Raw genomic sequence first — 664 nt, forward strand, 5'->3', positions numbered from 1 at the left:
AACAGAGCAGGGCTGGAAGCAGATTAGCTGGGGAAAAGCATTTGATATCGCGGCTAAGCGCTTAGGCGACATTCAAAAGCAATATGGGCAAGACGCGGTCGGTTTGTATCTCGGTAATCCGAATGTTCATCACCACGGCAATGTTCTATTCCTGATGAATTTATATCGTGCTTTAGGGACCAAGAATCGTTTTTCTGCGACCTCTAATGATCAACTCCCCCATATGCGCGCTAATTATGAGATGTTCGGTCATCAGGGTTTATTCCCAGTTCCAGACATTGATCATACCGATTTATTCATTTTGCTTGGTAGTAACCCAGCAGCATCGAACGGGAGTTTGATGTCGGCGCCAGATTATCTAGGCCGTTTAAAGGGGATAAGAAAACGCGGTGGCGAAGTAATTTTGATCGACCCCAAACGCAGCGAAACTGCCAAGGTTGTTGATACGCACTTGTTCATCAAGCCAGGCACAGATGCGTATATGTTGCTAGGCATGATTCATACCTTATTTGATGAAGGCTTAGTCGATATCGGTCGGTTACAAGGCATTATTGAAGGTGTGGCAGACGTTCAGTTAATGAGCTCTGATTTTTCTCCCGAGTCTGTCGCAGATGTGTGTGGTATTAAGGCCGAATACATCCGAGAGCTCGCTCGTAAATTAGCA

At 45.8% G+C, this 664-nt stretch carries 1 protein-coding gene; it reads left to right on the plus strand.

Features of this window, described 5'->3' with window-relative positions; translation table 11 throughout:
* Window positions 1–664, plus strand: a 664-nt coding sequence (locus A3762_RS23040; protein WP_156493687.1) for a molybdopterin-dependent oxidoreductase, incomplete at both ends; no start/stop codon positions are given.

It is taken from the genome of Oleiphilus sp. HI0125 (assembly GCF_001635355.1).